Raw genomic sequence first — 23,062 nt, forward strand, 5'->3', positions numbered from 1 at the left:
GAGTCTGAGCACACCAAGGACGTGAGAGGACCCCCACCGCGTCGACGGCCTCGACTCAGACCTGCGCGAGGGCCGCCGGTGGGTCGTCCAGGACCGGCTGCCAGGCCAACTCCGCCGCACCTACCAGGGTGTTGTGGTCCAGGGTGCAGGCGAGGATCGGTACGCCGCCGCTCTGGCCCCACAGGCTGCGGTCGGCGACGACGGCGCGCAGGCGGCCGGGGTCGGCGTCGAGGAGGCTGCGGTGCAGGCCGCCGAGGATGATCCGGTCGGGGTTGAGGATGTTGACGAGTCCGGCGAGTCCCAGGCCGAGGCGGTCGATCAGCGCCTCGGTGGCCGTGCGGACGGAGGGGTCCTGGTCGTATCGGGTGCGGATCAGGTCGTTGGCCTGCTGGAGGAGGGACACCTCGGGGCCGGGGTCGCGGCCCGCCGCCATGAGGAAGGCCAGGGGGTCCGCCTCGACGTCGAGGCAGCCGCGGCTACCGCAGTAGCAGGGCCGGCCCTCGGGGTTGACGGTGAGGTGGCCGACTTCGAGGGCGAGGCCCGAGCTGCCCGTGTGCAGCCTCCCGTCGAGCACGAGCGCGCCGCCGACGCCCCGGTGCCCGGTGGCCACGCACAGCAGGTCGCGGGAGCCGCGCCCGGCGCCGTGGCGGTGCTCGGCGAGGGCGGCGAGGTTGACGTCGTTCGCGGCGAACGCCGGGCCCTCTATGCCCGCCGCGCGCACCCGTTCGGCGAAGATCCGGCGTACGGGGGCGCCCGCGGGCCAGGCCAGGTGGAGGGGGTTGAGGGCGAGCCCGTCCGGTTCGGCGACGGCGGACGGCACGGCGAGTCCGGCGCCCACGCAGCGCCGCCCGGTCTCGCGGAGCAGTTCCGCGCCGGTCTCGACGACGGCGCCCAGCACCTTCGCCGGGTCGGCGTCGACGGTCTCACAGCTGGGCGCGGTGGCGACGATCCGGCCGCCGAGCCCGACCAGCGCGGCGCGGAATCCGTCGGCGTGCACCTGCGCGGCCAGCGCGACAGGACCGTCCTCGGCGACCTCGAGGCGGTGCGAGGGCCGTCCCTGCGAACCGGCCGCCGCGCCTGGGCGGGCGTCGACCCGGATCAGTCCCAGCGCCTCCAACTCCGCGGCCACCGCGCCCGCGGTGGCCCGGGTGACGCCCAGCTCCGCGGTGAGTACGGCACGCGTCGGCGCACGTCCGGTGTGCACGAGTTCCAGCGCGGGTCCGAGCGCCCCGCGCCCCCGGTCCAGCCGCGTCCGCGTGTTCCCTTCCCCCGCCGTCCGGGGGCCCGCCTTGCCGTTCATGAGGGCGAGTCTCCCATGATCCGCTCGTGCGGTGCCCCGTCCGAAGGCACCTGGAAGCCACTCACCCGTAGCGTCACGTTCAGACGGCCGGTCAGGCCCAGTTCGGGCGGCGCCGTGCCGGCCCGCACGCGCGGAACGCCGTGGTAGGCGAGCCGGGAGGGCCCGCCGAACACGAACAGGTCCCCGCTGCGCAGCTCGACATCCGTGTACGGGCGCGAGCGCGACCCGGTGTTCCCGAAGCGGAAGACGCAGGTGTCGCCGAGGCTCAGCGACACCACCGGCGCATCCGACTTCTCGTCGCTGTCGCGGTGCATGCCCATGCGCGCGTCGGCGTCGTAGAAGTTGATGAGTGCGATGTCGTACGGAACCGTGGCGGCCTCGGGGCCGAGGGTGTCCGCGACCGCGCGGCGGCCGAGCTCGTCCAGCCAGGCCGGGAAGGGCTTCACCGGGGTGCCGTCGCCGTCGACGACCGTGCGCGCGTACCGGTACGGGTACCAGTGCCAGCCCAGGCACACCTGCCGGGAGGTCATCGTGCCGCCGCCGGGCGTGCGCACGGTACGCAGTCCGGCCGGTGGGCGGGCCCACGCGCGGCAGGCCTCGAGGAGTTCCCGCTGGGCGCCCGGGTCCAGCCAGTCCGGCAGATGCACCGCGCCCGGCGCGACCTCCGCCCGGCTCCGGGGGAACAGCTCCTCATCCATGGACATGCCACCATCCTCGCGCACCCGGCCCATCCCGTCCGCGCACCTGATCAAGAGCCGGCCCGCACCCGGCTGAGCTGCGGCTCGGCTAGCCTTGACCCACGATGAACGACCGGATGACCGCGCCCTGGGCCGAGTACGCGCTGGCCCGCTTCCCCGAGGACCCCCGCGACCAGCTCCGTGCCTGGGACGCCGCCGACACCTATCTGCTGCGGCATCTCGCGGAGAGCGGAACCCCGCTGTCCGGGTCGGTCGTGGTGGTCGGCGACCGCTGGGGAGCGCTCGCCACCGCGCTGTCGGAGCACCGGCCGACGCAGATCACCGACTCCTACCTCGCGCAGCAGGCGACCCGCGCGAACCTGGCCCGCAACGGGGTCGAGGCGGCCGCGGTGCGGCTGCTGACCACGCGGGACACGCCGCCCGACCGCGTCGACGTGCTGCTCGTCCGGGTGCCGAAGAGCCTCGCCCTGCTGGAGGACCAGCTGCACCGGCTGGCGCCCGCTGTGCACGAGGGGACCGTGGTCGTGGGCACCGGTATGGTCAAGGAGATCCACACCTCGACGCTGCACCTCTTCGAGCGGATCCTCGGCCCGACCCGGACCTCGCTGGCCGAGAAGAAGGCCCGGCTGATCTTCTGCACTCCGTACCCGGGGATCGCCCGCGCCGCCAACCCCTGGCCGCTCAGCTACCGGCTCCCCGACGACATCGGACCGGTTTCCGGCCGTACCGTCGTCAACCACGCCGGCGTGTTCTGCGCCGACCGTCTCGACATCGGCACCCGCTTCCTCCTCCAGCACCTGCCGCGCAGCCGCGGCCCCGAGCGGATCGTGGACCTGGGCTGCGGCAACGGAGTCGTCGGTACGGCGATGGCGCTGGCCAACCCGGAGGCGGAGGTGCTGTTCGTGGACGAGTCGTACCAGGCGGTCGCCTCGGCCGAGGAGACGTACGGGGCGAATGCCGAGGGCGGCGCCGCGGAGTTCCGCGTGGGCGACGGACTCGCGGACGTCCCCGCCGGGAGCGTGGACCTCGTCCTGAACAATCCGCCGTTCCACTCGCACCAGGCGACGACGGACACCACCGCCTGGCGGATGTTCTCGGAGGCGCGGCGCGCGCTGCGGCCGGGCGGCGAGCTGTGGGTCATCGGGAACCGTCATCTCGGCTACCACCTGAAGCTGCGCCGTCTCTTCGGCAACAGTGAACTCGTGGCGAGTGACGCGAAGTTCGTCGTCCTGAGGGCCGTCAAGAAGTAGCCCCGCGCAGCACGCGGGGCGAGGCGCCGAATTCCCGGCGGCACGCCTTGTTGAAGGCCTGCAGGTCGGGGATGCCGACGGACGCGGCGACCGCCGGGATGGAGAGCGTCGAGGCGCGCAGCAGATGGTGGGCGCGCTGAAGTCTGCGGCGGCGGATGTAGGCCACGACCGTGGTGCCGGTCTCGGCGCGGAAGAGCCGGGTGAGGTGGTTGTGGGAGATCCCGGCGGCGCGGGCGATCTCCGGAATGGTGAGCGGTGCGGCCAGGCGCGCCTCGATGTGGGCGATGGCCGTGCCGACCGCCGGGTGCGGGCCGCGGCTCGTGGCGGTGGGCGGGGTGAGCCGGGCCACGCGCCACAGGGCGGTCCAGATCTCGGCCCGGGTGTGCTCGGGTGCTCCGGGGGCCGCCGCGATCGCGTTCAGCAGCATGCTGGAGAGCATGGGGAATTCGGGACCCGCGTCCTGCGTCACGGGGACGGTGCGGGGCGGGCCGGCGGGGGCGATGCGCAGATGGGCGTAGAGGTGTTCGGAGCGGCCCTGGTAGCGGTAGCGGACCGTGGCGCCGGGCGGCACGAGGCTCACACGGCCGGGGCGGATGGTGTGCGCGGTGCCGTCGACGGTCAGCTCGGCGTCGTACTGGTAGAGGTGCAGTTGCCACAGCTCCGGCAGCCGGAAGACGTCCGTGCGGCTGGCCACGCCGTGCACGCCGACGCCGATGTTGACGACGGCGGGCGGCTCGCCGAGGTGCAGTTCCGTCTCCCGCATGGTGAAAAGCTACCAGTAGTGGTGAGCCGCGCCAACGCGCCGACGGCGGCGCGGACCCTACGTTGAGTCGCATGACCAACACGTCGGAGCGCACCACGGGCGCCCCACTCCTGAGTTCGGTCCGGATGGCGCACTTCGTGGCCCACGGCTCGCTGCGGCTGGACGCCGTGGTGCCGCCGGAGATGAACGCCGAGGGCATGGAGGTGCTGCGGGCGGGCGTACCCGAGGTGCCGTACGGCAGCCCGGTGCAGGCCGCCTACCCGGCGGGTTCCTTCGTCCGTCGGCTGCTGGAACTCCCCTCCGTGGCCGGGGCCCTGCGGAGCCTCGTCGGGCCCGGCCCCGCCGTCGACCACCACTTCGTCCACATCCGCGAGCCGCGCGAGGGGCGGGCGCAGCCGCTGCACGGTGACGCGATCATCGACGTGCGCACCGACGCCTTCGACGTCCAGCTGATGTACTACCCGCAGGACGTCACCCTCGACATGGGCGGCACGCTCAGTGTGCCGGGCAGCCATCTGCGGCGCACCAACGAGTCGGACACCGGGCGCTACCAGAATCTGCGCGGGCAGAGCCGGCTGGTCTGCCCGGCGGGCACCGTGGTGTTTCTGCACCATGGCCTGTGGCACGGTGGGCGGCGAAACGACAGCGACGTGGTCCGCTTCATGTTCAAGATCCGCTTCAACCCGACCGTGCGGCAGCGGCGGCTGTGGGACACCTCGGACCTCGGTGACCCGCGGGTCACCGAGGAACTGTCCACGACGTTTCCCTGGTACGAGCCCGCCACCGGCCGCCTGGAGATCTACCACCGGGTCCTGCTGTGGCGCGCGCTCACCGGGGACGACTCCTTCGACCTGGACCACTGGGTGACCCGGGTCTCCAACCGTCCTCAGGAGGAGGCCGTATGAGTGTCCGTCAGCAGGTTCTGGTCCTCTACCTGGCCACCTCCGCCCTGGACGCGGAGGTGGTGGGCTGGTCGGTCTACGACGGGACCGGCCGTACGTCCCCCACGACCGGGGACAGCGACGAGCCGCCGTACGCGTCGGGTGTGGACGCCTTGAAGGACGGCTGGCGGCTGTTCCAGGCGGCGCAGCTGATCCCGCCGTATCCCGGGGGCGAGTACGACGTGTCGTTCCTCAAGCACGAGTTCTTCTTCGAGAAGCTGGTCGACGTCGGAGCCTTCGTCGGGACCCCTTGACGTCAGGCGCTCAGTACGCGGATCAGGCGTGCCACCGTCCGCGCCATCGCCTCCCGTCCGACAGTGAGGTACTTGCGGGAGTCGACGGCTTCGGGGTGGGCGGCGAGAAACTCCCGGACGGCGCCGGTCATCGCGATGTTCAGGGCGGTGCCGACGTTGACCTTGGCGATGCCGCCGGCGACGGCCGCCACCAGTTCGTCGTCCGGCACGCCGGAGGAGCCGTGCAGGACGAGCGGCACGCCGAGCGCCGCGGTCAGCCGTTTGAGCCGGTCGTGGTCGAGGGCGGCGGTGCGGGTGGTCATCGCGTGCGAGCTGCCGATCGCGACGGCCAGGGCGTCCACGCCGGAGTCGGCCACGAAGGCGCGGGCCTCGGCGGGGTCGGTGCGGGCTCCGGGCGCGTGCGCGTCGAGCGGCGGCTCACCGTTCTTGCCTCCCACCGCCCCCAACTCGGCCTCGATCCAGAGACCTTGGGCGTGCGCCCAGTCTGCGGCGGCCCGGGTGGCGGCGAGGTTCTCCTCGTACGGCAGCCGGGCCGCGTCGTACATCACCGAGCTGAATCCGGCGCCGGACGCCTGGCGGAGCAGGTCGTCGCTCTGGACGTGGTCGAGATGGAGCGCGACGGGCACCGAGGCGCGTTCGGCGGCCGCTGCGGCGGCGCGGGCCAGTGGCAGCAGCCGTCCGTAGCGGAACTTCACGGCGTTCTCGCTGACTTGGAGGACCACGGGGGCGGCCACGGACTCGGCGCCCGCGATGACGGCCTCGACGTGCTCCAGGGTGATGATGTTGAACGCGGCGACGGCGGTCCGCGCCTCGGCCGCGGCGGTGACCAGGTCACCGGTGGCTGCGAGTGGCACAACTCCTCCTTCTGGCTGCGCGGCCCGCCGGCTCAGCGGGCCGACGGGGCGAGGACGACCGAGCGGGTCAGATGGCGCGGCCGGTCGGGGTCGAGTCCGCGGGCCGCGGCGACGGCGACCGCGAGCCGCTGGGCGCGGACGAGCTCGGCGAGCGGGTCGAGCTCACCCGCCACCCACCGTCCCCCCGTGGCCCGTACCTGCTCGGCCAGCCCTTCGGGGGCCTCGCCGAGCATCCAGGTGGCGGTGCCGGCGGTGGTGATGCTGATGGGCCCGTGCCGGTACTCCATCGCCGGGTACGCCTCGGTCCAGGCCAGGGAGGCTTCGCGCATCTTGAGTCCGGCCTCGTTGGCGAGCCCGACGGTCCACCCGCGGCCGAGGAAGGTGAACTGCTCGCATTCGACGAGCCCTTCGGGCAGCGGGGTCGCGAGCGCGGTGCGCGCGTCGGCGACGACGGCGTCGGTGTGCAGTCCGAGGTGGGCGCGGAGCAGGGTGAGCGCGGTGGTCGCGAAGCGGGTCTGCACCACGGAGCGTTCGTCCGCGAACTCGAGTACGACGAGGTCGTCCGCGCGGTCCATCACGGGGGTTTCGGGGTCGGCGGTGATCGCGGTCGTCCGGGTACGTCCGCGCAGCCGCCCGAGGATTTCGAGCACCTCGGTGGTGGTGCCGGAGCGGGTGAGGGCGATCACGCGGTCGTAGGAGCGGCTCTCCGGGAACTCCGACGCGGCGAAGGCGTCCGTCTCGCCCTGCCCGGACCCTTCGCGCAGCGCGGCGACGGCCTGCGCCATGAAGAAGGAGGTTCCGCAGCCCACGATCGCGACCCGCTCCCCCGCTTCCGGCAGTGCGTCGTCGTGCGCCTTGGCCTGCTCGGCGGCGCGGATCCAGCACTCGGGCTGGCTGTTCAGCTCGTGCTCGACATAGGTCATGCGGTACCCCTCCCACTGACGTCCTTCATGCAAGGTAGTGCAAGTTAAGGCAGACTTTCGAGCACAATCAAGCATGTCGACGTCGGAAATGCCGGGGAATGCGGTACGCCGGGGGTGCGCTAGGGTCGCGAAGGATCGAGGAACGGAGAGTGCGGATGTCGCGCGACGCCCGCTGGAAGGCGCTGCTGGAACTGCTCGTGGAGCGGGGCCGGCTGGAGGTCGAGCAGGCCGCGGCCGAGCTGGAGGTGTCGCCCGCGACCATCCGGCGCGACTTCGACCAGCTCGCCGAGCAGCAGATGCTCGTACGCACCCGGGGCGGCGCGGTCGTGCACGGGGTGTCGTACGAGCTGCCGCTGCGCTACAAGACCGCCCGGCACGCGTCGGAGAAGCAGCGCATCGCGAAGGCGGTGGCCGATCTCGTCGCGCCCGGCGAGGCGGTGGGCCTCACCGGCGGCACGACCACCACCGAGGTGGCCCGCGCCCTGGCGGTACGCTCCGATCTCACCTCGGGGTCGCCCGCGCTGACCATCGTGACGAACGCGCTCAACATCGCCAATGAACTCGCCGTGCGGCCTCAGTTCAAGATCGTGCTGACCGGCGGGGTGGCCCGCCCGCAGTCGTACGAGCTGGTCGGGCCCCTCGCGGACGGTGTGCTCAGTCAGATCACCATGGACGTCGCCGTCCTGGGCGTGGTCGCCTTCGACGTGACGCACGGGGCGGCCGCCCACGACGAGGCCGAGGCGGCGATCAACCGGCTGCTGTGCGAGCGCGCCGAGCGTGTGATCGTCGCCGCCGACTCCAGCAAGCTGGGACGGCGTGCCTTCGCCCGGATCTGCGCGGCCGAGTCGGTGGACACCCTGGTCACCGACTCGGCGGTGGACGAGGAGACGGTGCGGCGGTTCACGGAGGCGGGGGTCGGGGTCGTCGCCGTCTGACGACCCCGACCCCGCTGCTGCGACGCCGGTTTCACGAACCCTTCCGCTGCGGCGCGGTGACGGTGAGCGTGCGGATGTCGCGGCTGGTGGCGGAGGCGTCGGGCGCGGCGAGCACCATCCTGGGGCCGCCGGGGCGGTGCACGACGGTGCTGGGGAAGGCCGGTTCGGCCAGGGCGAGTTGCCCCGTGCCGGCGGCTTGCGGGTACATGCCGAGGCTCGCCCACACGGCCCAGGAGGACATCGCGCCGAGGTCGTCGTTGCCGACGAGGCCGTCGGGGCGGTCGCTGAACAGGGTGGCCAGGGCGCGGCGGACGGTGTCGCGGGCGCGGTCGGGGCGGCCCGCGAAGTCGTACGCCCAAGGGGTGTCGAAGGAGGGCTCGTTGCCGAGGTAGGCGTAGGGCTCGGTGCCGCCCGCGTTGAGCCGGGTGAAGAAGGTGTCGAGGCGGGCGGTGACGGCGGCGTTCCCGCCCATCAGGGTGAAGAGGCCGGGCAGGTCGTGCGGGACCATCCAGGTGTACTGGGCGGCGTTGCCCTCGACGTACTCCTTGGTCTGCGCGGGGGTGAAGGCCGGCCAGCTGCCGTCGGCCGCACGCGGCTGGAGGTAGCCGGTGGCGGGGTTGAAGAGGTTGCGCCAGTTCCCGGAGGCCTTCAGCAGGGTGGCGTAGGCCGCCGTGTCGCCGAGACGGTGGGCGAGCTGGGCCAACGCGTAGTCGCAGACGGCGTATTCGAGGGTGGTGGCCGCCGAGCCCCACACTCCCTTGGTACCGGCGGGGATGTAGCCGATGGCGTCGTACTGCGCGTGTCCGGGCCGCTGGCGCTCGTCCTTGCGGCCCGCCATGGCGGCGCGCAGCAGGCCGCGTGCGTCGAAGTCGGTGGCGCCGAAGGCGTGGACGGCGGAGGCGATGACGGGCAGCGGGTCGCCGACCATGACGCCGGTGCCGCCGTTGGCGAGGGTCCAGCGGTCGAAGTAGCCCGCCTGGAGGCCCTGGTTGAGGACGGACCGCGCGATGTCGGAGGCTTCGTGGGGGGCCAGCAGGGCGAGCAGTTGGACCTGGGAGCGGTAGACGTCCCAGCCGGAGAAGTTCGCGTACTGGACGTGTCCGGAGGCGGTGCTGTGGATGCGGCCGTCCATGCCGGGGTAGCGGCCGTCGGCGTCGCTGAAGGCGCTGGGGTGCAGGAGCGAGTGGTACAGGGCGGTGTAGAAGACCCGGCGCTGGGTGTCGGTGCCGCCGCCGACGCTGATACGGCCGAGCCAGTCGTTCCACCGGTCGCGGGCGGCCCGCCGGATCTGGTCGTAGGAGTTCGTGTGCTGCTCGGCGGCGATGTTGCGGCGGGCGCCGTCGACGCTGACGAAGGAGACGCCGACGCGCACGGTCACGGTGCGCACGTCGAGGCCGAAGGAGACCTGCGCGGCGCCCGGTCTGCCGTCCGGATGGGCGGCGTGGGCGAAGCGGTGGTCGAACACCGCGTGGAAGTAGAGCCGGTAGCGGTTGGCGGACTTGCAGAAGCCGCCGCTGTCGGTGAACCCGGACAGGGTGTCGGTGCCGATGTCGACCGTTCCGGTGGCCGTGTTGAACGCCCTGCCCGCGTCGACGCTCAGCGCGGCGGGGCGGTCGTCGGTGGCGGGATAGGTGAAGCGGGCGATGCCGGAGCGCTGGGTGGCGGTGAGTTCGCTGCGGATGCCGTTGTCGAAGGTGACCCGGTAGTTCCCGGGTGTCGCCTGCTCGTTGGCGTGCGAGAAGGTCGCCCGCCCGGTGGTGTCGCCGGCCGGCATCGGCATGAAGGGCACATTGCCGTAGTCCTTGCAGCCGGCCCCGGAGAGGTGGGTGAGGCTGAACCCTCTGATCCGGTTGTCCCCGTACGCGTACCCGCCGTGCTGGTAGGTCACCGTGTCCGGGCTCCACTGCACCCCGCCGAGCGGCGCGGTCGCGCCGGGGAAGGTGTTTCCGGCACCACCGCCATGGCCGAAATCGGCCCCTCCGGGCGCGGTGCCGACGAAGGGGTTCACGTACTGGGCCGGGTCGGCCACCGTGTAGTCCGCGGCGGCGGGTGCGGCCGGGGCGAACGACACGACGAGCGCGGCGGCGCCGGCCAGCGCGGCCCGGCGGAAGGGGAATCGCAAGTGGGTCTCTCCGGGCTGTGGCGGGAGGGGCGACAGGGTACGAGGGCGACAGTCTCACCGCGGACGTCATCGCCTCCGGGCCGCCACGCCCGGAGATCACCCGCACGGCGGGGCGCCCGGTCTCACCCGACCGGCTCGTACGACGCGACGGGATCCACCCGCGCACCCACCACAACCGGCCACCCCACGATGCCCGAACACATGCGCCAACTGGCTAGACTACGCACCCTCGTGCATGTGATGCGGTCACGTCCGATCACAGCCGTTCCCGAAGGGTTTCGACGCTTGATAGCCATCGAAGATGTCAGCAAGCGATATGCCGACGGCACGGTGGCCGTCGATCGCCTGTCCCTGCAGATACCGAACCACTCGATCACCGTGCTCGTCGGGCCTTCGGGGTGCGGCAAGACCACCACACTGCGGATGATCAACCGCATGATCGAGCCCAGCAGCGGCACGATCCGCGTCGACGGCGAGGACATCCTCCGCAAGCCGGTCAACGCCCTGCGCCAGTCGATGGGTTACGTCATCCAGAACGCGGGGCTCTTCCAGCACCGCACCATCCTCGACAACATCGCCACGGTGCCGCGGCTGCTCGGCTGGTCCAAGCAGCGCGCCCGCGCCCGCGCGGCGGAACTGATGGAACGGGTGGGTCTGGACCCGGCCATGGCCCGCCGCTACCCCTACCAGCTCTCCGGCGGCCAGCAGCAGCGCGTCGGTGTCGCCCGCGCACTCGCCGCCGACCCGCCGATCCTGTTGATGGACGAGCCCTTCTCCGCCGTCGACCCGGTCGTCCGCCGCGGTCTGCAGGAGGAGTTGCTGCGCATCCAGGGCGAGCTGGGCAAGGCCATCGTGTTCGTCACCCACGACATGGACGAGGCCATCACGATCGGTGACCGCGTCGCCGTACTGCGCACCGGTGGCAAGCTCGCCCAGTTCGCCGCCCCCGACGAGCTGTTGTCGGCGCCCGCCGACGCGTTCGTGGAGGAGTTCCTCGGCGGCGACCGGGGCATCCGTGGGCTGTCCTTCCTGTCCACCCGCGACCTCGAGCTCGACCGCTCCCGGGTCTTCCCGGTCGGCACCGACTGGAAGCAGCTCGCCGGGAAGCCGGGCGGCGCGGAACCGGTCCTGGTCACCGACGCGGACGGAAAGCCGCTGGGCTGGGCCGACCTGACGGTGTGGGACGGTGAAGTGCGGGCACTGGAGCCGTACGGGCAGGCCTTCGAGGTCGGCAAGGACTCGCTGCGGGTCGCGCTGGACCGGGCGGTGCTCTCGCCGACCGGTCAGGCGGTCGCCGTGGACGGGGCGGGACGCGTACTGGGGCTCGCCGGGCAGGAGACGGTCGCCACGGCGATCCGCGCGGCCAGGCAGCGCCGTGCCGCGGACTCCGAGGGCGTCTCCACGGTGAAGGCCACGCGATGAACGGCTTCTTCGACATCCCGAGCGACCTCCAGAGCAGCTATCTCGGCCTGATCTCCACACACATGCAGGAGGCACTGGTCCCGGTGCTCATCGGCCTCCTGCTGGCGCTGCCGATCGGCCTGCTGTGCGTCCGTGTCAACTGGGTCTATCCGCCGGTCCTCTGGATCACCACGGTGCTCTACGCGATCCCGTCGATCGCCTTCTTCGTGGTGCTCATCGACTACACCGGGCTGAGCAAGACCACCGTGATGATCCCGCTGACCCTCTACAGTCTGGTGGTCCTGGTCCCGGCGGTGGTCGACGGCGTCCGCTCGGTGCCCGAGGAGACGAACGCCGCCGCCGCGGCCATGGGCATCGGTTCGCTGCGGCGCTACCTCCAGGTCCAACTGCCCATCGCCGTACCCGCGATCATGGCCGGACTGCGCGTGGCGACCGCGTCCAGCATCAGTCTGGTCAGTGTCGGCTCGCTGATCGGCAACCAGGGAGCGCTGGGCAACCTGCTCACCACGGCGATGCTCTACCACCGCCCTCTCCTCGCCGTGAACTCGGTGGTCACCACCGCCGTTCTCGCGGTACTGGTCGACGCCGTGCTCGTCCTGCTGCGCCGCGTGCTCACCCCCTGGCAGCCGGCCTCCGGCCGCAAGGCCGCACGCTGTACGTCCACGATCGCGGGCGCCGCCCGCACACCGGAGAGCGTCTCGTGAACGTACTCAACTTCATTCAGTCCTTCTTCACCGACGGGTCCCACTGGCACGGGTACGACGGGATCCCGCAGCGCGTGTGGGAACACCTCCAGTACACCGCCGGGGCGCTCGCGATCGCCGCGGCCGTCGGGCTGCCCATCGGCCTGGTCACCGGACACACCGGCCGCGGCGGCGACGCGCTGGCCTTCGTGTCGGCGGGTGCCCGGGCGCTGCCCACCTTCGGCCTGCTGGTGCTGATGTTCGTCTGGCTCGGCCTCGGCATCGTGCCGGTGATGATCCCGCTCGTGGTGCTGGCGATCCCGCCCATCCTCATCACCACGTACGAGGCGATCCGCACCCTGGATCCCTCCCCCGTCGACGCCGCCCGCGGAATGGGCATGCCGGAGGGGAAGGTCCTGTTCCAGGTCGAGGTGCCGGCGGCGCTGCCGCTGATCCTCAGCGGTCTGCGTTCGGCGGCGATCCAGATCGTGTCCACGGCGACGATCGCGGCCTATGTGAGCCTGGGCGGGGTCGGCCGTTACATCCTGGACGGCCTCTACCAGCGCGACTACGAGAAGGTGGTGGGCGGCGCGGCTCTCACCGCGATCCTGGCGCTGCTCGTCCTCGTCTTGTTCTGGGCCGTGACCCGGGTGGCGGTGTCCCCCGGGGTGCGCAGGCGCCGTACGGCCTGAGGAGGTCTCACGGCCTCGAGGAGAGCGAAGAAGAAGGGGGGACGGGCGCGGGCCCGTCCCCCCTTCTTCTCTTGTTCACTGTTCCGCGGTCGCCAGGGCGTGTTCGAGGACGACGAGGAGCGCGTCCCGTACGGACCCGCGCTCGCGGGCGTCGAACACGGTGAGCGGCACGTGGTCGCCCACGTCGAGGGCCCACCGCACGTCGTTCAGATCGTGTTCGACCTTGCCGTCGAAGGCGTTGACGGCCACCGCGAAGGGGATCTCGCGGTGCTCGAAGTAGTCGACGGCCGCGTAGCAGTCGTCGAGCCGGCGGGTGTCGACGATGACCAGCCCGCCGAGGGCGCCCTCGACCAGGTCGTCCCACATGAACCCGAAGCGCTCCTGGCCGGGGGTGCCGAACAGATAGAGCTTCAGGGTCGGGTCGAGCGTGACACAGCCGAAGTCCATGGCGACGGTGGTCGTCATCTTCTCCGGGGTGTGGGAGAGGTCGTCGATGCCCGCGGCGACCGAGGTGATGGACGCCTCGGTGGTGAGCGGCTCGATTTCGGAGATGGCACCCACGGTGGTGGTCTTGCCCACGCCGAAGCCGCCCGCGATCACCATCTTGACCGGCATCGGCGGCCGGGGACCCTCGGTGTCAGCGCTCACGGATCGCGCCCCGGGAGTCGGGGATAGCTCGGAGACCATCGATAACCCTTCGCAATACGGTGGCGTCGCGGGCGGATTCGGCCTGCGGTGCGTACAAGGCCAGTTGACCGTCGGCGCGCAGATCGTCGGCGAGCACCCTGATCACATTCAAATGCATCCGCAGCTTCGACGCGATCTCCGCCAGCGACAGCGGCTGACGGCAGACCGTGATGATGTCGCGGTGCTGGTCGAAGACGAAGGCGTCCAGCGTCGCCAGACCGAGATCGGTCGCGACGACCTGCGTCTCGATCGGAATCGTCGGCACCAGACTGTCACCGCCGGCGATCCGCCCCGCGGTCAGCAGGAATGGCCGAACGATCGACGGGGGGTGCTCCGCTCCCCATGCGTCGTCGTCGGCGGCTGATGGCTCGCCGGCCGTCATCTCGTCCTCACCCTTCACCTCGCGGGTCGTCCCGGCCTTCGTGACGCCCCCGCCGACCGTCAACCGGTCGGCGTGATCCCCACGGTGTTCTTGAGTTCCATGACCAGTTGCGGGCTCAGAGCGGCACCGGCGCGGTTGGCGAACAGGGTCATCTCGTACGCGATGTTCCCGAGCTTCGCCTCCTTGGAGGCGACCACGCCGAGCACCGCGCCCGCGCCGAGCGCGGACACCAGGACGTGCCCTTCCTCCAGGTCGATGATGACCTTGTTGAGCCCGCCGAGGCCGTAGTTGCCGGACGCGCCCATGGCGAGGCTGGTGATCCCGGAGACGATGGCCGCGAGCCGCTCCGAGTCCGCCTTGCCACGCAGTTGGGACACCGCGATCAGCAGACCGTCGGAGGACACCCCGATCACGTCGACGACGCCGGCGGTCTCGGTGGCGAAACGATTGAGCAGCCAATTGAAGTCGGCAGCGGCTGTCTTCACGTCCGTCGCCGGTTCCACGGCCGCGGACTCCGGTTCACCTGTCCACATGGTCACTTGCTCGTGCCTTCCGGGAATGAGGGTCTGTTCTCTGTGCTGGACTCGCCGGAGGTGTCGGGACGGCCCCCTGAACGGGCCGACCCGAAGCCGGTACGACGGGCCTGTGCCGCGCTCTCGCGCTCGGCCCGCAGGACGGCTTCCTCCAACTCGTCGATCTCGGATCGTGCCGCTTCCGCGTCGGCGGTCTGCCAGGCGGGCGGCCGTGGGTTGGTGATGGTCTGTTTGGGCAGCCGGGTCGAGGCGGTGGTGGCCTGCAGGGTCGCGCCGCGCACCCGCCGCCTGAGCGGACTGGGGCCGCCCTCGCCCGGTCGCGCCGGGGCGCTGCCGGGCACCGAGGGAGCCGTACCTGAGCCGCGAGGGGTGCCCGCGCCGCGGGGCGGCTGTCCGAGCCCGCTGCCGGGGCCGGTGCCACGCTGGTGGTCCGGGCCGCCGACCGCGCCCTGAGGCGTGGCGCGTCCCGCTGTCTCGCGCTCCGCGGCGCCCGTGCGCCGCGCGGCCGCCGGGGTCGTGGTGGTGGGTGTGCCACCCGGCCTGGGCCGGGATGCGGCGGGGCCGCCGTAGCCGCCCATGGCGCCGTCGCCCGTCGGGTCCTGACGGCCCGTGTGGCCGTCGGCTCCCCGGCTGCGTGCCGGGATCCTGCGGGGCAGGGACGAGGGGCCGGGCTCCGGGTCGACCTCCGCGGGGCGCGGTTCGAGCCCGCCGGAGCGGCGCGGCGGCGGCAGGATGTGCGGGGCGCGCGTCGCGGCTCCGGTGGGGTCGGCGAGCAGCAGATGCGAGCCGGGCACCGCGACGGTGGCGGTGACGCCGCCGCCCGGGGTGCGGGTCAGGACGACCTCGATGCCCCAGCGCCGGGACAGACCGCCGACCACGAAGAGGCCGAGGACCTCGGTCGGGGCCAGGTCGAGCCGCTCACGGCGGATCAGGCGGGCGTTCTCCTCCTCCAGCCGCTCCGCGCTCATCCCGAGCCCGTGGTCGATGATCTCGATCAGGGCGCCGCCGCCGGAGCCGTGCCGGGGCCGCAGGACCACTTCGACACTGCTGGACGCCGGGGAGAACGTCACCGCGTTCTCCAGCAGTTCGGCGAGCATCAGTGTGAGGTCGCCGACGATGTCGGGGGCGACGGTGACATCGCCCTCGGCGTGCGGGGTGACCCGCTGGTATCCCTCGATCTGGCCGAGCGCGGCACGGACGATGTTGCTGAGCCGCATGGGCCCGGTACTGAGGCCCGTCTCGCGAATGCCGGCGAGCAGCATCAGGCTGTCGGCGTTGCGCTGGAGGCGTACCGCGATGTGGTCGATGCGGTAGAGCCGGTCCAGTACCTCCGGGTCGGTCTCGCCGCGCTCCACCGAGTCGATCAGCCCGAGCTGACGGGCGGTCAGGTTGCTGACGCGGCGGCCGACGTTGCCGAACATCTCGGCGATGTTGCGGCGGCTGATGACCTGGCGCTCCAGCAGGGCGGTGGCCGTCACCTGCACCTGGTTGAAGGCTTCGGCGAGTTCACCGATCTCGTCGCGGACCGGCACCGGTACGGCTTCGAGGCGCGGCGGGCTCGCGTCGTCGGCGTCGTCGTCGGCGACCCGGGCGAGTTCGCTCTCGGCCGCGGCGGCCACGTGCTGCGCCGCCTCGGTGAGGGTCTTCACGGTCCGCACCACGGAGCGCCGCATCAGCACGGAGAACAGGATCCAGGCCGCGAAGGCGGCGAGGTTGGCGCCCACCAGCCACAGCACCTGCCACCAGGCGTCGCTGGACGCCTTCTGGGTGTCGGCGGCGATCTGGTGGATGAGCGACTCGGTGATCTTCAGCCGGTTCTGCGCCTGCCGCTGGTACGTCGGGTCGGCGGCCAGGGCGTCGTCGAGCGCGGCACGCAACTGCGAGTCGCTCTCGGCGACCAGACCGCTGGGGTCGACCTGCAGCGCGGCGTAGTGCTGGGCGACGACGCTCTGGTACGGGCTGTGCTCGATCGAGGCGAGCTCGGCGCCCTGCTCCTGGCTGGCGAACCGGGTGAACCGCTCGGCCTGGTAGGTGTACTGCTCGTAGTCACCGACGGCTCCGGTGTACTCGATGAGCGCGTTGGGGTCACGGGTCCGGGCCGCGAACACGCTGGTCTCGAAGGACGCGTGGGCGGTGTCGGCGCGCAGCAGCGCGTCGAGCAGATTGCCCGCGGACTCCGACGACTCGCCGCCCGACTGGCCGAGGCCGAGGCCGTTGATGAGGCCCTCGATGACCGATCCGTAGGCCGGGTCGATGTTGTCGGCGGGGATCGGGCCCTCTTCGATGGTCTTGCGGAGGCTGTCGAGGCCCTCCAACTCCTTGAGCGCCTGGGCCTCGGCGTCCGGCAGCCGGTCTCCATAGGTGGACCGCACGGCCTCCGCCTGGGCGGTGACCTTCTGCTGCGCCTGAAGGAAGGCGGAGGTGTCGGGCGCCTTTTCGCCGGAGCGGGCCGCCTCGTAGTGCAGGGAGACGAGGAGCGCCTGCCGGTGTTCGGTCTGGACACCGTCGATGAGTTTGGTGACCTGCGCGCTGTCCTGGACGAGCCGGGTGGTCTCGGCGGCGGAACGGGCCAAGTCGATCTCGGAGTAGGTGATGTAGGCCATCATCGCCGACACGACGGCGAGCGGAACAATCACCAGGACGTTGAGTTTCCGACGGAAAGGCCAACGGTCGAGGAGGGAGGGTGTCCGGCCTATTCGGGGAGCCGTGGTCTGCGGCCCCCGGGCGGCTTTCCTGTGCGCGGGCACCAAACCTCCTTGACTTCAATCCCAATTGGAAGCCCGCAGCCCGGGCTGCGTTGACTCGGGTCACGTCAGCACGCTCGGGCCGAGCAAGTGGAACCAGGTCCCCCGACTCGGCCAACATTAGCGGCTGCCGCAAGAGTACGGCCATGATCAACCAAAAAGTGGCGTGACGATACGTCAGGTTCGTTGCTGTTTCGGTCAGGTTGCGCCCACGCGGCGAAGCCGTGCGGTCTCCATCGGTGATCTATTCGTGTCTTGACGGTGCGTTACTGGGATCGATTGGATCGTCATCACGCCATGCCTTCCGGCCGTCGACCGCCCATGCAGAAGTCTGGATGACCAACGTGACCCACGCCAGAAGCACCAAAACGACCGCGACGTACGCTGTATCCCTGCTGGTCGTGGCCGCGGCCGCCCTCACGGGCTGCGGCTCCTCCGACGACTCCGGCAGCAAGGACCCGCTGAAGGGCGACTCCGCCAAGGGCGGCACGGTCGTGGTCGGCTCCAACAACTTCCCCGAGAGCATCCTGCTCGCCGACATCTACGGCGAGGCCCTGAAGGCCAAGGGCGTCAAGGTCAGTTACAAGTTGAACATCGGTAGCCGCGAGACCACCTACGGGCTGATCAAGAACGGCACGATCACGGTCCTGCCCGAGTACAACGGCGCACTGCTGGCCTACCTGAACGCCAAGGCGGCCCCGACCACGGTCGAGGACACGAGCAAGGCCATCACGGCCGCGCTCGATTCCAAGTTGACCCTGCTCGAGCCCTCCAAGGCGGAGGACAAGGACGCGATCGCGGTCAACGAGGCGACCGCCAAGAAGTACAAGCTCACGACCTCGTCGACCATCGCCGACCTCGCCGACCTGGCCAAGGACGTGGTCATCGGTGGATCGCCGGAGTTCCAGACGCGCAAGCAGGGGCTGCTGGGCCTGAAGTCCGAATACGGCCTTGAATTCAAGTCGTTCAAGGCGCTGGACGCGGGCGGTCCGCTCACCGTGGCGGCCCTGAAGGGCAACAACATTCAGGCCGCGGATCTTTTCACGACCGACCCCGGAATCACCAAGAACAAGTTCGTGGTCCTTCAAGACCCGAAGAATCTCTTCGGCTTTGAGAATGTGACGCCGCTGGCCTACAAGAGCGGTCTCTCCTCCGCCGGAGTTTCCGCGCTCAACGCCGTATCGGCGAAGCTCGACACGGAGACCCTGGTCAAGCTCAACGCCCAGGTGCAGAACGACAACAAGGACCCGCTGGACGTGGCCAAGACCTGGCTGTCGACCGCCGGACTGTAGTTCTGACGGATACACAGAGGCCGGAGCGGACGCCCGTTCCGGCCTCTGTGCACCCCTGAAGGCGGGGACCCGCACTCCTGAGGGCAGGAACCCGCAGCTCTAACGCATCCTGCGCATGCTGGGCCTGCCCCCCGAGGGCGCCCACGAGGTCGCCCGGCGCCCGCTGCCGATCGCGATGCCCTAGGATCCGGCGACGCCTTGGACGGCTCGCGGGCGTCTCAGGGGCGTTCGGTCAGGAACCGGTCGATGGTCGAGGTGAGCTCCTCGGGCTTCTCCACCGGGAGTTCGTGGCCGGCGTCCAGGATGCGCACCTCCGCGTCCGGGTACGCCTTCGCCATCCGCAGCATCTGGGAGACGGGCAGCTGGATGTCGTAGTAGCCGTGGATCATGAGGGTGGGGACACGGATCTCCCCGACCCGGTCGAGGACGTCGAAGGACCGCATCGCGCCGTAGCAGGTCATGACCACCTCCTGCGGTGTGGCCGCGGAGGTCCGGATGTACTCCTTGATCTCCTCGCGCGGGTAGCCGGGGGCGAACGCCCGCTGGATGTTGGTGGCGACGAACAGCTTGAACGGCACCCGCGTGGACACCGCCATCAACAGGCCCCTCCCCCGGCTGTACGTCATCCGGCTGATCGAGTTCACCAGGACCATGCGCTCGATCCGGTCCGGGTGGCCCAGCGCCAGGGTCTGCGCGATCATCCCGCCCATCGAGTGACCGACGGGGACGAACCGGTCGACCTTCAGGTGGTCGAGGACGGCGAGGACGTCCCCGGCCAGCTCCCCGATGCTCCGCCGTCCCGACCCACCGCTCTCGCCGTGTCCCCGCAGATCGACACGTATGACCCGCCGTGTGGCGGAGAAGTGCGCCAGCTGGTGGTCCCAGCGGTGCCGGTTGGCGGTCCAGCCGTGGATGAACACCAGGGGCGCGCCCGCACCGTCGTGGGGGCCCTCGTCGTCGTACGTCAGCGTGGCGCCGTCGACTTCGAGCTGCGGCATGGGTGGCCTCCTGCGGTGCGGTCCGGTTACTGACGGGTACGGTAACCGGCCGCCCCGGCCGCCGTCACCGTCGTTCGCCGAGGAATTCGAGGATGTGCCCGAACACGTCGAGGGCGGCGCCCCGGCCGAGGAACGTGTCCAGGTGGCCGTAGCCGGGAATCTCGGTGTAGGAGACGTCCAACTGCGGCTGTCTGCGGGCGAGTACGTCGTGGCAGAGCTTCTGCGAGTCGAGCCACAGGCCGTTCTCGCTGCCGGCGAGCAGCAGGACGGGGGTGTCGATACGGTCCGCCGCGTCGAGCGCGTTCTGCGGCAGCGCCCGGTAGCGGTGGTCGCCGTCGTGCCAGCGCACCACGGTGCGGGCCAGCTCGATGCGGCGCAGATGCGGCAGGATCCACAGCGGGGCGGGGCCGAGCAGTTCGGCGAGCCGATGGTGGGTGGCCTCGGACAGGTGCTCGTGCACGAACAGCGAGGCGCCCGTCCCCCACGCCGAGTTGTGCAGGATCTGGCAGGTCGGGTCCGGGCAGCTCGCCCCGCGGGAGGCGAGGGCGAACAGCGGGGTGTACTTCGACCACAGGCCGGCCTTGCGGATGTCGACCGGTATGTGATCGAGGCGGGACCTGAGCAGCTCCCCCGCCAGCGACATCCGCAGCGAGGTGCGGCCCGCGAGCTTCGGCGTCAGGAACACGCCCTGGGACACCACGCCCGCGAGGCCCGGGACCAGCCCCGCCGTCATGCTGAGCGACAGTGTGAGGGAGCCGACGCAGTGGGCGACCACGAACAGCGGCCGGTCGCCGATGCGGCCGCGGATGTGGGCGACGGCCGCGGGGATGTCGTACAGGGCGACGTCGTCGTACGTGTACTTCTGGCCGGTCTCGTTGTACGGCAGCCGGCAGCTGCCCCGCCAGTCGAGCAGCCAGGGCTCGTAGCCGTCGTCGAGCAGGACGTCGACCAGGTTGCGGGTCTCGGGCAGCAGGAACATGTCGGCGGACGCGGTGTGCCCGTGCAGGAGCAGCACGGCGGGGCGGTCCGTGTCGCCGCTGTCGACGCGGGTCAGACCGAGGCGTACGCCGTCGCCCGCCCGGAAGGGGATCTCCTCGACCCGCGCCGGGTCGAGGCGGTGGTGGAGGGGGCGCAGGGCCGTGGTGCTCCTGACCCTGCGGAGCGTCGGCCTGGTACGGGAGTCGGTGGTCCGGAGGATCATCGGGGGTGCTCCGAGGGGGTCGGGGTGCGGCGCAGGTCGAGGAGGTCGGCGGCGGCCCGGGCGAACGGGCCGAGCAGACCGCGGCCCATCTCCAGGCCGAACCAGGCGAGCCAGGTCAGCTTGGCGGCCCGCTTCTCCTGGCTGGTCAGGCGCGGGTCGACCTTGATGCCGTCGATCTGATCGCGCAGATAGGTGTCGGCGGGCACGACGAGCTCGCCCGCCAGGGCCGCCGGTGCGCCCTCGCGGCCGATCTCGACGGTGAGTGCCCGGGTCTGACGCCACACGTCTCGGCGGGCCCTGGCGTACTTGTGGCCCTCCAGCCACCAGCGACCACCATCCGCGTCACGCAACGTCAGGCGGTAGCTGAGGAGCCGGTGGCGCATACCGTGCCGCTGCGGGATGCCCTCCTCGGGCCGGATCCAGACGTCGCCGCGTTCGACGACCAGCGGTTCGGGATGCACCGCCGTGCACGTCAACTCGCCGGTGACATCGACCCGGCGCTCCTTCACCAGCTGGTACATGCTCGCGAGGGAGAGGGTGAGCGCCATCGAGCAGGGGGTGTCGGCGGGGGCTCCGACGGGGCCGACACCACCTTCGGTCGTCTCGGAGAACCACAGGTAGGGCTGGTCGTCCTTGTGCGGCAACCGGGCCAGGCCGTCCTCGGCGAGCCGCTCGAACGTCCTCAGCTGGGCCTGGGCGTCGTAGCGGGCGGCGGGACGCAGCCCGAGCGCCTCGACGAGCGCGGCGGTGCGCTCGGCGGCGGCCGCCGGACCCTTCAGGGTCGCCTCGCAGAGTTTGAGCGCGGTCGGGCTCTGCAACACTCGTGCGAGGAAGTCCAGTTCGGGCACCGGTTCGGCATCCAGCCGGGCCAGGGCATGCGTCCGCCACTCGTCCCAGTCCTGGACGCGTACGTGCATCCCGCCGAGGGCCATGTCCCGCACGACGTCGTCGAGGGTGTTGGGAACGCCGGTCAGGTTGTAGTCGTAGCCCCACGCGTCGGGTTCGCAGACGACGGCGACCGCGACCCGGCTCACCCAGTCCACCGGAGCCGCGTTGAGGTGGTTGAACGCGGGGACCGTGCGGAAGCGGCCGAAGGCCGAGACGAGGCCGCTGCTGAGGTCCTGCGGGTTGTAGGCGCCGGTCCTGGTGTGGCCGCCGATGCCGCCGGGGCGCAGGGCCGTGACGATCAGGCCGTGGTCGCGGGCCCGTCGCAGGGCGACCTCGGCCGCCCACTTGGTCTGGTCGTAGCCCGCGACAAGGCGGTCGACGTGGGCGAGCGGGTCGTCCTCGCCCATCGCGGTGATGCCGACCTCGTTGAAGACGGCGATGGAGGAGATGTGGTGCAGCGGCTTCGGCCGGCCGGTCGCCGCGAGCTCGGCGAGGGTGAGGGAGCCGATGACGTTGCTCTGCCGCAACGACTGGTAGCCGCGCAGGAAGTCCACGGCGGCCGCCACGCCGACGACGCTGTCCAGCTCGTGGGTGAGCGTGGTCCAGAGTTCGTCGGACAGGCCCAGGTGCGGACGCCGGATGTCGCCGGGGAGCACGGTCACCCGGCGGCGGACCTCGGACGACCAGGGCAGCTCATAGCTCTTGAGCGCCTCGCCGAGCCGCGCGACGGCCGCCTCCTCGTCGGCGGCACGGACCAGGCAGTGGACGTGGGCGTCGCTGTGCCGCAGCAGGTCGAGGAGCATATGGCTGCCGAGGAACCCGGTGGCGCCGGTCAACAGGATCCGGCGGGGCGGCACCGGCTCGGGGTCGCCGGTCCAGGGCAGTCGGTCGGCGAGTGCCAGGTCCTCCAGGATCTGCTCGAGGTCCTCGGGACGGGCCGTGGAGTACGGGGCGGGGGTGACGGGGGCGCGGGGGGTGCGGGAGGCCGGGGCGGGAAGAACGCCGGGTGCGGGCGCCGGACGGGTGCCCGCGGTCGACAGCCAGCGGTGGGCGAGGCTGGTGGGCCGGGCGTCGGCGAAGACGTCGTCGAGGGCGATCTCGATGCCCAGCTCGTCCTCCAGCGTCGCGAGGAGCTCCACGGCGCCCACCGAGGTGCCCCCGGCGTCGAAGAAGTCGGCGTCGGGCGACAGGTGCCCCTCGGGAAGGTGGCGGCCCGCCGCGGCGGCGATGGCGGCGGCCAGACCCTCCACGTCCGGACCCACGTCCGGATCCACGTGCGGACCCACTTGCGGGCCCACGTCCAGGACCACGTCCGGGACCACCGCCGCCGAAGTGGCGAGGTCGGTACCGTTCGGCGTCGACCCCGTGGCCGTCCTCACCTTCGCCAGCAGGGCGTCCACGCTCAGCCCGCCGCCGTCACCCCGCTCGATCGTCTCGGCCGTCGCCCGCTGTCCGGCGTACGCCGGCGCGCCCTCGTTCACTTCACGCATGAGAACCCTT

21 protein-coding genes are annotated in these 23,062 nt (G+C 71.4%); 8 read left to right on the plus strand and 13 right to left on the minus strand.

The window, feature by feature from the left end; genetic code table 11:
* Window positions 1-55: 55 nt before the first annotated feature.
* Together OG568_RS07285 and OG568_RS07290 are read right to left on the minus strand one after the other, a co-directional pair.
* Window positions 56-1,300 carry an ROK family protein gene (locus OG568_RS07285; protein WP_266632550.1) on the minus strand — a complete coding sequence of 415 codons (1,245 nt, stop codon included), beginning with the start codon at window positions 1,298-1,300 and terminating at the stop codon, window positions 56-58.
* Window positions 1,297-1,998: an alpha-ketoglutarate-dependent dioxygenase AlkB family protein gene (locus OG568_RS07290; RefSeq protein ID WP_329536289.1), complete on the minus strand. Its 702-nt coding sequence runs from the start codon at window positions 1,996-1,998 to the stop codon at window positions 1,297-1,299. Before OG568_RS07290 ends, OG568_RS07285 begins: the two co-directional genes overlap by 4 nt.
* Before the next feature lie 104 nt (window positions 1,999-2,102).
* Here OG568_RS07290 and OG568_RS07295 point away from each other — a divergent pair, with 104 nt between their 5' ends.
* Window positions 2,103-3,248 (plus strand): methyltransferase, encoded by a 1,146-nt coding sequence (locus OG568_RS07295; protein WP_266426086.1) that lies wholly within the window; start codon window positions 2,103-2,105, stop codon window positions 3,246-3,248.
* On the opposite strand, the gene OG568_RS07300 is transcribed toward OG568_RS07295, so the two are convergent.
* The gene (locus tag OG568_RS07300; RefSeq protein WP_329530791.1) at window positions 3,238-4,011 is read right to left on the minus strand and encodes an AraC family transcriptional regulator; all 774 of its coding nucleotides are present in this window, start codon (window positions 4,009-4,011) and stop codon (window positions 3,238-3,240) included. The genes OG568_RS07295 and OG568_RS07300 overlap by 11 nt on opposite strands.
* Window positions 4,012-4,082: 71 nt before the next feature.
* Here OG568_RS07300 and OG568_RS07305 point away from each other — a divergent pair, with 71 nt between their 5' ends.
* Window positions 4,083-4,916, plus strand: a complete 834-nt coding sequence (locus OG568_RS07305) for a phytanoyl-CoA dioxygenase family protein (protein ID WP_329530792.1) — start codon at window positions 4,083-4,085, stop codon at window positions 4,914-4,916.
* A complete protein-coding gene (locus OG568_RS07310; protein ID WP_266588765.1) occupies window positions 4,913-5,206 on the plus strand; it encodes a hypothetical protein in 294 nt (97 codons plus the stop codon). The genes OG568_RS07305 and OG568_RS07310 overlap by 4 nt, the downstream gene beginning before the upstream one ends.
* A gap of 2 nt (window positions 5,207-5,208) precedes the next feature.
* Here OG568_RS07310 and OG568_RS07315 read toward each other — a convergent pair whose 3' ends face one another.
* Both OG568_RS07315 and OG568_RS07320 read right to left on the minus strand, forming a co-directional pair.
* A complete protein-coding gene (locus OG568_RS07315; RefSeq protein WP_329530793.1) occupies window positions 5,209-6,060 on the minus strand; it encodes a class II fructose-bisphosphate aldolase in 852 nt (283 codons plus the stop codon).
* Between the two features lie 32 nt (window positions 6,061-6,092).
* Window positions 6,093-6,983, minus strand: coding sequence for an SIS domain-containing protein (locus OG568_RS07320; RefSeq protein ID WP_329530794.1), 891 nt, complete (start codon window positions 6,981-6,983; stop codon window positions 6,093-6,095).
* 155 nt (window positions 6,984-7,138) lie between these two features.
* On the opposite strand from OG568_RS07320, the gene OG568_RS07325 reads away from it, so the two are divergent.
* Window positions 7,139-7,918, plus strand: a complete 780-nt coding sequence (locus tag OG568_RS07325; protein ID WP_329530795.1) for a DeoR/GlpR family DNA-binding transcription regulator — start codon at window positions 7,139-7,141, stop codon at window positions 7,916-7,918.
* Window positions 7,919-7,949: 31 nt separating this feature from the next.
* Here OG568_RS07325 and OG568_RS07330 read toward each other — a convergent pair whose 3' ends face one another.
* Entirely contained in the window at window positions 7,950-10,040 is a 2,091-nt protein-coding gene (locus OG568_RS07330) for a GH92 family glycosyl hydrolase (protein ID WP_329530796.1), read from the minus strand.
* Window positions 10,041-10,325: 285 nt separating this feature from the next.
* Between OG568_RS07330 and OG568_RS07335 the strand changes: the two genes are divergently transcribed.
* Genes OG568_RS07335 through OG568_RS07345 form a run of 3 tightly spaced genes read left to right on the plus strand, consistent with a single transcriptional unit; the run spans window position 10,326 to window position 12,837 of the window.
* The gene (locus OG568_RS07335) at window positions 10,326-11,462 is read left to right on the plus strand and encodes an ABC transporter ATP-binding protein (RefSeq protein ID WP_329530797.1); all 1,137 of its coding nucleotides are present in this window, start codon (window positions 10,326-10,328) and stop codon (window positions 11,460-11,462) included.
* Window positions 11,459-12,166 (plus strand): ABC transporter permease, encoded by a 708-nt coding sequence (locus OG568_RS07340; protein WP_329530798.1) that lies wholly within the window; start codon window positions 11,459-11,461, stop codon window positions 12,164-12,166. Before OG568_RS07335 ends, OG568_RS07340 begins: the two co-directional genes overlap by 4 nt.
* Window positions 12,163-12,837, plus strand: coding sequence for an ABC transporter permease (locus tag OG568_RS07345; RefSeq protein ID WP_329530799.1), 675 nt, complete (start codon window positions 12,163-12,165; stop codon window positions 12,835-12,837). The genes OG568_RS07340 and OG568_RS07345 overlap by 4 nt, the downstream gene beginning before the upstream one ends.
* 75 nt (window positions 12,838-12,912) lie before the next feature.
* Here the strand turns inward: OG568_RS07345 and OG568_RS07350 are convergent, their stop codons facing one another.
* From OG568_RS07350 to OG568_RS07365, 4 genes are read right to left on the minus strand one after another with little or no spacing between them, the layout of a single operon-like run.
* On the minus strand, window positions 12,913-13,524 hold the full coding sequence (locus OG568_RS07350) for a GTP-binding protein (RefSeq protein ID WP_266426118.1): 612 nt from the start codon (window positions 13,522-13,524) through the stop codon (window positions 12,913-12,915).
* On the minus strand, window positions 13,475-13,906 hold the full coding sequence (locus OG568_RS07355) for a DUF742 domain-containing protein (protein ID WP_385502841.1): 432 nt from the start codon (window positions 13,904-13,906) through the stop codon (window positions 13,475-13,477). Before OG568_RS07355 ends, OG568_RS07350 begins: the two co-directional genes overlap by 50 nt.
* Window positions 13,907-13,965: 59 nt before the next feature.
* The gene (locus OG568_RS07360; protein WP_329536290.1) at window positions 13,966-14,439 is read right to left on the minus strand and encodes a roadblock/LC7 domain-containing protein; all 474 of its coding nucleotides are present in this window, start codon (window positions 14,437-14,439) and stop codon (window positions 13,966-13,968) included.
* A 2-nt stretch (window positions 14,440-14,441) separates the two neighbouring features.
* Window positions 14,442-17,075, minus strand: coding sequence for a sensor histidine kinase (locus OG568_RS07365; RefSeq protein WP_329530801.1), 2,634 nt, complete (start codon window positions 17,073-17,075; stop codon window positions 14,442-14,444).
* Between the two features lie 443 nt (window positions 17,076-17,518).
* Between OG568_RS07365 and OG568_RS07370 the strand changes: the two genes are divergently transcribed.
* A complete protein-coding gene (locus tag OG568_RS07370) occupies window positions 17,519-18,475 on the plus strand; it encodes an ABC transporter substrate-binding protein (protein ID WP_266588757.1) in 957 nt (318 codons plus the stop codon).
* A 218-nt stretch (window positions 18,476-18,693) separates the two neighbouring features.
* Here OG568_RS07370 and OG568_RS07375 read toward each other — a convergent pair whose 3' ends face one another.
* The 3 genes from OG568_RS07375 to OG568_RS07385 form a co-directional block, all read right to left on the minus strand.
* Window positions 18,694-19,473, minus strand: a complete 780-nt coding sequence (locus tag OG568_RS07375) for an alpha/beta fold hydrolase (protein WP_329530802.1) — start codon at window positions 19,471-19,473, stop codon at window positions 18,694-18,696.
* A gap of 64 nt (window positions 19,474-19,537) precedes the next feature.
* Window positions 19,538-20,674: an alpha/beta hydrolase gene (locus OG568_RS07380; RefSeq protein ID WP_329530803.1), complete on the minus strand. Its 1,137-nt coding sequence runs from the start codon at window positions 20,672-20,674 to the stop codon at window positions 19,538-19,540.
* Window positions 20,671-23,052: a thioester reductase domain-containing protein gene (locus OG568_RS07385; protein ID WP_329530804.1), complete on the minus strand. Its 2,382-nt coding sequence runs from the start codon at window positions 23,050-23,052 to the stop codon at window positions 20,671-20,673. Before OG568_RS07385 ends, OG568_RS07380 begins: the two co-directional genes overlap by 4 nt.
* Window positions 23,053-23,062: the final 10 nt, after the last annotated feature.

Source organism: Streptomyces sp. NBC_01450 (assembly GCF_036227505.1).
In the GTDB taxonomy this organism is placed as follows: Bacteria; Actinomycetota; Actinomycetes; order Streptomycetales; family Streptomycetaceae; genus Streptomyces.